The organism is Klebsiella sp. JB_Kp031 (genome assembly GCF_040064295.1).
In the GTDB taxonomy this organism is placed as follows: domain Bacteria; phylum Pseudomonadota; class Gammaproteobacteria; order Enterobacterales; family Enterobacteriaceae; genus Klebsiella; species Klebsiella quasipneumoniae.
This window is the reverse complement of sequence record NZ_JBEAJW010000001.1, coordinates 421,237-428,218: the sequence shown is the minus strand read 5'-3', so window position 1 is coordinate 428,218 and position 6,982 is coordinate 421,237. Positions and strand designations below refer to the sequence as shown.

Here is a 6,982-nt window from a genome sequence, read left to right as displayed (position 1 = left end):
AAACTTGCCCCGAGATGAGTTCTCCCTGAGACTTTAAGTCTCCTGAAGGAACGTTAAAGACGATGACGTTGATAGGCCGGGTGTGTAAGCGCAGCGATGCGTTGAGCTAACCGGTACTAATGAACCGTGAGGCTTAACCTTACAACGCCGAAGATGTTTTGGCGGATTTGAGAAGATTTTCAGCTTAGATTCAGAGTTGAGTGCGCAATAATTTGCGCAGCAGCAAGGCGACCAGCGAAGGAAAGGAAGGAGCATACTGAAGTATGTGACTGACTTTACCAGCGCAGGCAACGCGGCTGATGCGATAAAGAATTGCGTACTGAGCACAAAGAATTTGCCTGGCGGCACTAGCGCGGTGGTCCCACCTGACCCCATGCCGAACTCAGAAGTGAAACGCCGTAGCGCCGATGGTAGTGTGGGGTCTCCCCATGTGAGAGTAGGGAACTGCCAGGCATCAAATTGCAGTAAGCCGGGGTGACAACCGGTGGTCATAAAGCGAAAAAATTCGGTGGAGCGGTAGTTCAGTCGGTTAGAATACCTGCCTGTCACGCAGGGGGTCGCGGGTTCGAGTCCCGTCCGTTCCGCCACTTATTAAGAGCCCTGAGCATTTGCTCAGGGCTTTTTTGTTTCATCTGTTCCCGATTATTGCTAAATCAGCAAAAATCCTCTGCATTAATCGCTCTTTTTCCCCTCCACACCATCAGCCATAATTTCATCCGTTAACCGAAATGAACAAATAACGAGGAAAAACATGGCAATCCCTGCATTTGGTCTTGGCACCTTCCGTCTGAAAGATGATGTTGTTATCGCATCCGTAAAAACCGCGCTGGAGCTGGGCTATCGTACTATCGACACCGCGCAAATCTATGACAACGAAGCCGCGGTGGGTCAGGCCATCGCCGAAAGCGGCGTGCCGCGTGATGAGCTGTTCATCACGACCAAAATCTGGATCGAGAACCTGAGCAAAGACAAACTCATCGCCAGCCTGAAAGAGAGCCTGCAGAAGCTGCGTACTGACTATGTTGATCTCACGCTGATCCACTGGCCGTCACCGAACGATGCGGTGGCTGTTGAAGAGTTTATGGCCGCTCTGATGGAAGCGAAGACGCTCGGCCTGACCCGTCAGATCGGTATCTCCAACTTCACTATTCCACTGATGGAGCGCGCGATTGCCGCCGTTGGCGCTGAAAACATTGCTACCAATCAGATTGAACTCTCGCCGTATCTGCAAAACCGTAAAGTCGTCGATTGGGCGCGTGAGCACGGTATCCATATCACCTCTTATATGACCCTGGCCTACGGTAAGGCACTGAAAGATGAGGTGATTGCCCGTATCGCGGCGAAACATAATGCGACACCGGCGCAGGTTATCCTGGCATGGGCGATGGGCGAGGGGTACGCGGTAATCCCGTCCTCGACGAAGCGTGAGAACCTGGCCAGCAACCTGAAGGCGTTGGATCTGCAGCTGGATGATGAATATCGCCAGGCGATCGCTGCGCTGGATTGCAACGATCGGCTGGTGAGCCCGGAAGGTCTGGCGCCGCAGTGGGATTAATCTCCCGCTTCCGGCATGCCTATCAGAGGGTACTACGACAGCTCCTTCGGGAGCTGTTTTACGTGTTCGCTTAGAAAATCAATAAACGCCCTGATACGTGTACTGACGGCTCTGTCGCTGTAGTACACCGCACTGAAGGGCATCTCCACCGGCAAGCGTTTGTCGGCCAGTAGTTCAACAAACTCCCCGCTGGCTATCTCTTTATCCACCATATAATCCGACAGACAGGCAATACCGTTGCCGGTCAGACACAGTTGTTTGAGGGTTTCCCCACTGTTTGATGACACCGCCGCCTCAATCTCTAACAACTGACCATCGCAACAGGAGACTGGCCAGGTGTTCAGAGAGACGGGTTCAGTGAAGCCCAGACACTGATGTTGTTTCAGATCTGACGGATGCTGCGGCACACCGTAGCGCGAGACATACGCTGGCGAGGCGACGATCTTACGATAGCTGGTGAACAGCGGTCGGGCGCGCAGGCTGGAATCCGTTAAGGTTCCGGCCCGTATCGCTACATCCACTTTCCGTTCAATCAGGTTAATAAACGTCTCTGAAGAGACGAGCGACAGCGTCATTTCCGGGTAACGCTCGCGAAACGGCTTCACCAGCGGCATGAGAAAATGCAGCATCACCGGCGTCGCGGCATCCACCCGCAGCAAGCCCCGCGGCGTCGTGCGCGTTTCCAGCAAGTCATTTTCTGCCGCCGCCATCTCCTGCAATACCACCTGCATCCGCCGAAAATAGCGCTCGCCTTCCTCTGTCAGACTGAGCTGGCGGGTGGTCCGATTAAGCAGGCTGACACCAAGCTTTGATTCGAGCTTTTTGACTGCCCGGCTGACGGCAGAGTTGGCCTGACCCAGCTGTTCGGCTGCCCGGCTGAAACTCCCGCTTTCCACTACCGCCACAAAGATGGCGATCTCCTCGGATGTGGCTCTCATTATTGCACCTGTAGCAAAATTCTATTGATACTTTGATAGTTTTTGTTATTTATACAACCCTTCATACTACGTGTCATCTTAATCCTGATGCTACGGAGTAAATTATGCCACTAGCGCTATTTGCCTTAACCATCGGTGCCTTTGCAATTGGCACCACTGAATTCGTGATTGTCGGCCTGGTCCCGACGATTGCCCAACAACTCTCTATCTCTCTACCTTCTGCGGGACTGCTGGTCTCTATCTACGCGCTGGGCGTGGCGATCGGCGCCCCGGTGCTGACGGCATTAACCGGGCGTATGCCGCGTAAACAGCTGCTGCTGGCGTTGATGGTCCTGTTTACGGCGGGTAATGTGCTGGCCTGGCAGGCTCCAGGCTATGAAACGCTGATCCTGGCGCGCCTGCTGACCGGCCTGGCGCACGGCGTGTTCTTCTCTATTGGCTCGACAATCGCCACCAGCCTGGTGGCAAAAGAGAAAGCAGCCTCGGCCATCGCCATTATGTTCGGCGGCCTGACGGTCGCGCTGGTGACCGGCGTTCCCTTTGGCACCTTTATTGGCCAGCATTTCGGCTGGCGGGAAACCTTCCTCGCGGTATCGATTCTCGGGGTGATTGCGCTAATCAGCAGTCTGATTCTGGTGCCGAATAATATTCCGGGCCGCGCCAGCGCCAGCCTGCGCGATCAGCTTAAAGTCTTAACCCATCCGCGCCTGCTGATGATCTATGCCATTACCGCGCTGGGCTATGGCGGCGTGTTTACCGCTTTTACCTTCCTTGCGCCGATGATGCAGGAGCTGGCCGGCTTCAGCCCCTCAGCGGTGAGCTGGATCCTGCTGGGCTATGGCGTCTCGGTGGCTATCGGCAACGTATGGGGCGGCAAACTGGCCGATAAGCATGGCGCCGTCTCCGCGCTGAAGTTTATCTTCGCCGCGCTGGTTGTGCTGCTGCTGGTGTTCCAGCTGACCGCCAGCGTTCACTATGCCGCGCTGGCAACGGTGCTGGTGATGGGCGTTTTCGCCTTCGGCAACGTGCCGGGTCTGCAGGTCTATGTGGTGCAAAAAGCCGAACAGTATACGCCTGGCGCCGTCGACGTCGCTTCCGGTCTCAATATTGCCGCCTTCAATATTGGTATTGCGCTGGGGTCCATCGTCGGTGGGCAGACAGTTGAACGATATGGTCTGGCGCAGACGCCGTGGATTGGCGCGGTGATTGTGCTGGTCGCTTTGCTGTTGGTGGTCCTGAGCGGGCGTTTAGATAAATTGCCGCGCCGTTCGGCAGCGCTTTCTCCCGAAGGCTAAGGGTTTCTCGCAAATTGCATTGAAAGTGTATGGGAAAATCCCTATAACAGAAGAACCAGTCGTCGTCGGGCTGGTTTCTGTTATCGAGGATTAATGCCCAAATTGCGAAAGAACACCTACGCCATGCGCTATGTCGCCGGACAACCTGCGGAGAGAATATTGCCTCCGGGGGCGTTTGCGGGCGTGAGTCCGGTTTATCCCGCCGGCACGCCGTTAAGCAGCGATGAGAAGATCCGCGTGCTGGTGTGGAATATCTTCAAACAGCAGCGAGCAGAGTGGCAGTCGGTCCTTAAGAATTTTGGCAAAGACGCGCATTTGGTCCTGTTACAGGAGGCGCAGACGACGCCGGAGCTGGTCAGGTTCGCGACCACCAACTATCTGGCCGCCGATCAGGTGCCTGCGCTGGTGCTGCCCCAGCATCCTTCCGGCGTGATGACGCTGGCTTCCGCTCATCCTATCTATTGCTGCCCATTGCGCGAGCGTGAACCTATTTTGCGATTGCCGAAATCAGCATTAGTGACTGTCTATCCGCTGCCCGATGCGCGATTGTTAATGGTGGTCAATATCCATGCCGTCAACTTCAGCCTTGGCGTCGACGTCTACAGCAAACAGCTGCTGCCGATTGGCGATCAGATTGCCCATCACAGCGGGCCGGTGATCATGGCCGGCGACTTCAATGCCTGGAGCCGCCCGCGGATGAACGCCCTGTACCGCTTTGCACGCGAGATGTCGCTGCGTGAAGTTCGTTTCTCTGACGACCAGCGCCGTCGCGCGTTTGGTCGCCCGCTCGATTTTGTGTTCTACCGTGGGTTAAGCGTGCACGATGCTTCCGTGCTGGTAACCCGCGCCTCCGACCACAACCCGCTACTAGTCGAATTCAGTCCCGGCAAGCCTGATTAATTTAAGGTTGGTCAGGCCTGCCATGGGGCAGGCCTGCGCATGCATGGTGCTGCCTTTTATTACTCAAAAAACCGTAAGGACAAGACAACATGACAACACGCTCTCACCATGACAACGTTGAAAAGCAGTTCGGCTCCCAGGCCTGCGCCTATCTGACCAGCGCCGTACACGCCTCTGGTCGCGATCTGCAGCGGCTGGCGGAACGTCTGGCTGATTTTCCGCAGGCGAAAGTGCTGGATATGGGCTGCGGGGCAGGGCACGCCAGCTTTACCGCGGCGGGACAGGTTGCCGAGGTGACCGCCTATGATTTATCAAGCCAGATGCTGGAAGTGGTTACCGCGGCGGCAAAAGAGAAAGGCTTTAGCAATATCGTGACCCAGCAGGGATATGCTGAAACGCTGCCGTTCGCTGATGCCAGCTTTGATGTGGTGATTAGCCGCTACTCCGCGCACCACTGGCATGATGTCGGCCAGGCGCTGCGTGAGGTGAAACGTGTTCTCAAGCCGGGCGGGGTGATGATCGTGATGGACGTGATGTCGCCGGGTCATGCGGTGCGTGATGTCTGGTTGCAGACCGTGGAAGCGCTGCGCGATACCTCGCACGTGCGTAATTATTCCAGCGGCGAGTGGCTGGCGCTGGCGACGGAGGCGGGGCTGGTGATTAATCGGCTGTTGACCGATCGCCTGCCGCTGGAGTTCAGTTCGTGGGTGGCGCGGATGCGTACCCCTGAGCCGCTGGTGGAGGCGATTCGTTTATACCAGCAGAGCGCCTCGGCGGAGGTGAAAGCCTACTTTGAGTTACAGCAGGATGGTTCCTTTACCAGCGATACCATCATGTTTGAAGCGCATAAAGCGGTTTAATACGGACAACAAAAAAGCACCGGGGGAAGTCGGTGCCTTTTTATCGAACCCTGACGTATCAGGACTCTGGTCGATCGCTGTTTTTCACAAACAGGGTTAGCTGATCGCCAGGCCGCAGATTGTCGGTATCGCTGTTCCAGCGCATGACGTCGCGAATATTAACGCCATGACGTTTGGCGATGCTCGACAGCGAGTCACCTTTGCGAACGCGATAGGTGATGCTATCGCTGTTATTCGCCAGACGCTGCGCGCTGCTGCCGGCGCCGATAACCAGGTTCTGTCCAACCTTCAACCCAGAGCCGCGCAGGTTATTCCACTGCTGCAGATCGCGGGTTGTCACACCGAGACGGGAAGCAATCCCGGAAATGGTGTCACCGGAACGCACCTTATAGCTTCGGCTGGTCAGCGGCGTATTATCCGCGAGCTGCGTCGGCTGTACGGCGGCAATGTCGCCAGAGGCCAGCGATTCACGCAGTTGGGCTACGTGCTTCTGCGGCACCATGACGTACTTTGGCCCGCTAGCGCCCAGCGTTGACCCCTTTACGCCGGCGTTGAAGGTCTTCAGCTTGCTGACCGGCATACCGGCCATATCCGCGAGCTGAGAAATCTCAACCGGACTGTCGAGGCGAACGCGCGCCAGCGCACGGCTTTCATCAGCCGTAGGCAACTTTACGCCGTAACGTTTGCTGTTTTTGAGGATGTCGCTCAATGCCAGCATTTTCGGTACGTAGACTTTCGTTTCATGCGGCAGAGACAGCGACCAGAAATCGGTGGGTTTGCCACGCGAACGGTTCGCTTTCACTGCCTTCATGACCCGACCTTCGCCGCTGTTATATGCCGCGACCGTTAACAACCAGTCGCCGTCGAACATTTTGTTCAGACGTTGCATCATGTCCAGCGCCGCGGTTGTCGATGCGACAACGTCACGACGCGCATCGTAACTGCGGGTCTGTTTTAAACCATAATTGCGCCCTGTGCTCGGAATGATCTGCCAGATGCCTGCGGCATTGGCGCCAGACGTCGCGTGTGGGTCAAAAGCGCTCTCCACTATGGGTAGTAATACCAGTTCCATTGGCATGTTACGTTTCTTAACCTGCCCGGCTATCCAGTACATATACGGCTCTGCCCGTAAAGTTACATCGTGGAGATAGCTCTTATTTCTTAAGTACTTCTGTTTTTGCTCGCGAATCCGGGGGTTATCCGGTATTCCCATCTTTAGCTCGTCGCCTATGGAAGTCCACAGATCCTGGTCTTGCGCGTAGAAGGTTCCATCATCTAACCAGCGCGCTTGACTTGTGAACTTGCCTGCTTCCCCTTGACCAGCCGCAGAAAGGCTCTGTGCTCGCTGTTCGACGGTGCCATCGTGCTTAGACGCCTGGCACCCCACCAGCAGGACAGAGGCGAATAATATCGCTCGTGCCTTCATGTGTGTGT

Annotated in this window: 6 protein-coding genes, 1 tRNA gene and 2 rRNA genes; 7 read left to right on the top strand and 2 right to left on the bottom strand. The window is 55.9% G+C overall.

Annotated elements, in window-relative coordinates:
- From ABLV64_RS02025 to dkgB, 4 genes are all read left to right on the top strand, one after another.
- Window positions 1-141 (top strand): 23S ribosomal RNA (locus ABLV64_RS02025); the annotation flags it as partial.
- A 196-nt stretch (window positions 142-337) separates the two neighbouring features.
- A 5S ribosomal RNA gene (gene rrf / locus ABLV64_RS02020) occupies window positions 338-453 on the top strand.
- 57 nt (window positions 454-510) lie between these two features.
- Window positions 511-587 (top strand) — tRNA-Asp (locus ABLV64_RS02015).
- 164 nt (window positions 588-751) lie between these two features.
- Complete coding sequence (gene dkgB / locus ABLV64_RS02010; protein WP_124989069.1) at window positions 752-1,555, top strand: 2,5-didehydrogluconate reductase DkgB; 804 nt, start codon at window positions 752-754, stop codon at window positions 1,553-1,555.
- A 32-nt stretch (window positions 1,556-1,587) separates the two neighbouring features.
- On the opposite strand, the gene yafC is transcribed toward dkgB, so the two are convergent.
- On the bottom strand, window positions 1,588-2,493 hold the full coding sequence (yafC, locus tag ABLV64_RS02005; protein WP_004204612.1) for a DNA-binding transcriptional regulator YafC: 906 nt from the start codon (window positions 2,491-2,493) through the stop codon (window positions 1,588-1,590).
- 104 nt (window positions 2,494-2,597) lie between these two features.
- On the opposite strand from yafC, the gene ABLV64_RS02000 reads away from it, so the two are divergent.
- The 3 genes from ABLV64_RS02000 to ABLV64_RS01990 all read left to right on the top strand — a co-directional run bounded on the left by ABLV64_RS02000 (window position 2,598) and on the right by ABLV64_RS01990 (window position 5,548).
- Window positions 2,598-3,788, top strand: a complete 1,191-nt coding sequence (locus ABLV64_RS02000) for an MFS transporter (protein ID WP_348843143.1) — start codon at window positions 2,598-2,600, stop codon at window positions 3,786-3,788.
- Window positions 3,789-3,890: 102 nt separating this feature from the next.
- A complete protein-coding gene (locus ABLV64_RS01995) occupies window positions 3,891-4,688 on the top strand; it encodes an endonuclease/exonuclease/phosphatase family protein (protein ID WP_004204614.1) in 798 nt (265 codons plus the stop codon).
- Between the two features lie 89 nt (window positions 4,689-4,777).
- A complete protein-coding gene (locus ABLV64_RS01990; RefSeq protein WP_043521488.1) occupies window positions 4,778-5,548 on the top strand; it encodes a class I SAM-dependent methyltransferase in 771 nt (256 codons plus the stop codon).
- A gap of 58 nt (window positions 5,549-5,606) precedes the next feature.
- Here the strand turns inward: ABLV64_RS01990 and mltD are convergent, their stop codons facing one another.
- Window positions 5,607-6,974, bottom strand: coding sequence for a murein transglycosylase D (mltD, locus tag ABLV64_RS01985; protein ID WP_285913701.1), 1,368 nt, complete (start codon window positions 6,972-6,974; stop codon window positions 5,607-5,609).
- Between the last annotated feature and the right edge of the window lie 8 nt (window positions 6,975-6,982).

Coding starts and splice junctions, on each gene's coding strand:
- yafC (WP_004204612.1), bottom strand. CDS start 2,493: ATGAGAGCCACATCCGAGGAGATCGCCATCTTTGTGGCGGTAGTGGAA.
- ABLV64_RS02000 (WP_348843143.1), top strand. CDS start 2,598: ATGCCACTAGCGCTATTTGCCTTAACCATCGGTGCCTTTGCAATTGGC.
- mltD (WP_285913701.1), bottom strand. CDS start 6,974: ATGAAGGCACGAGCGATATTATTCGCCTCTGTCCTGCTGGTGGGGTGC.
- ABLV64_RS01990 (WP_043521488.1), top strand. CDS start 4,778: ATGACAACACGCTCTCACCATGACAACGTTGAAAAGCAGTTCGGCTCC.
- dkgB (WP_124989069.1), top strand. CDS start 752: ATGGCAATCCCTGCATTTGGTCTTGGCACCTTCCGTCTGAAAGATGAT.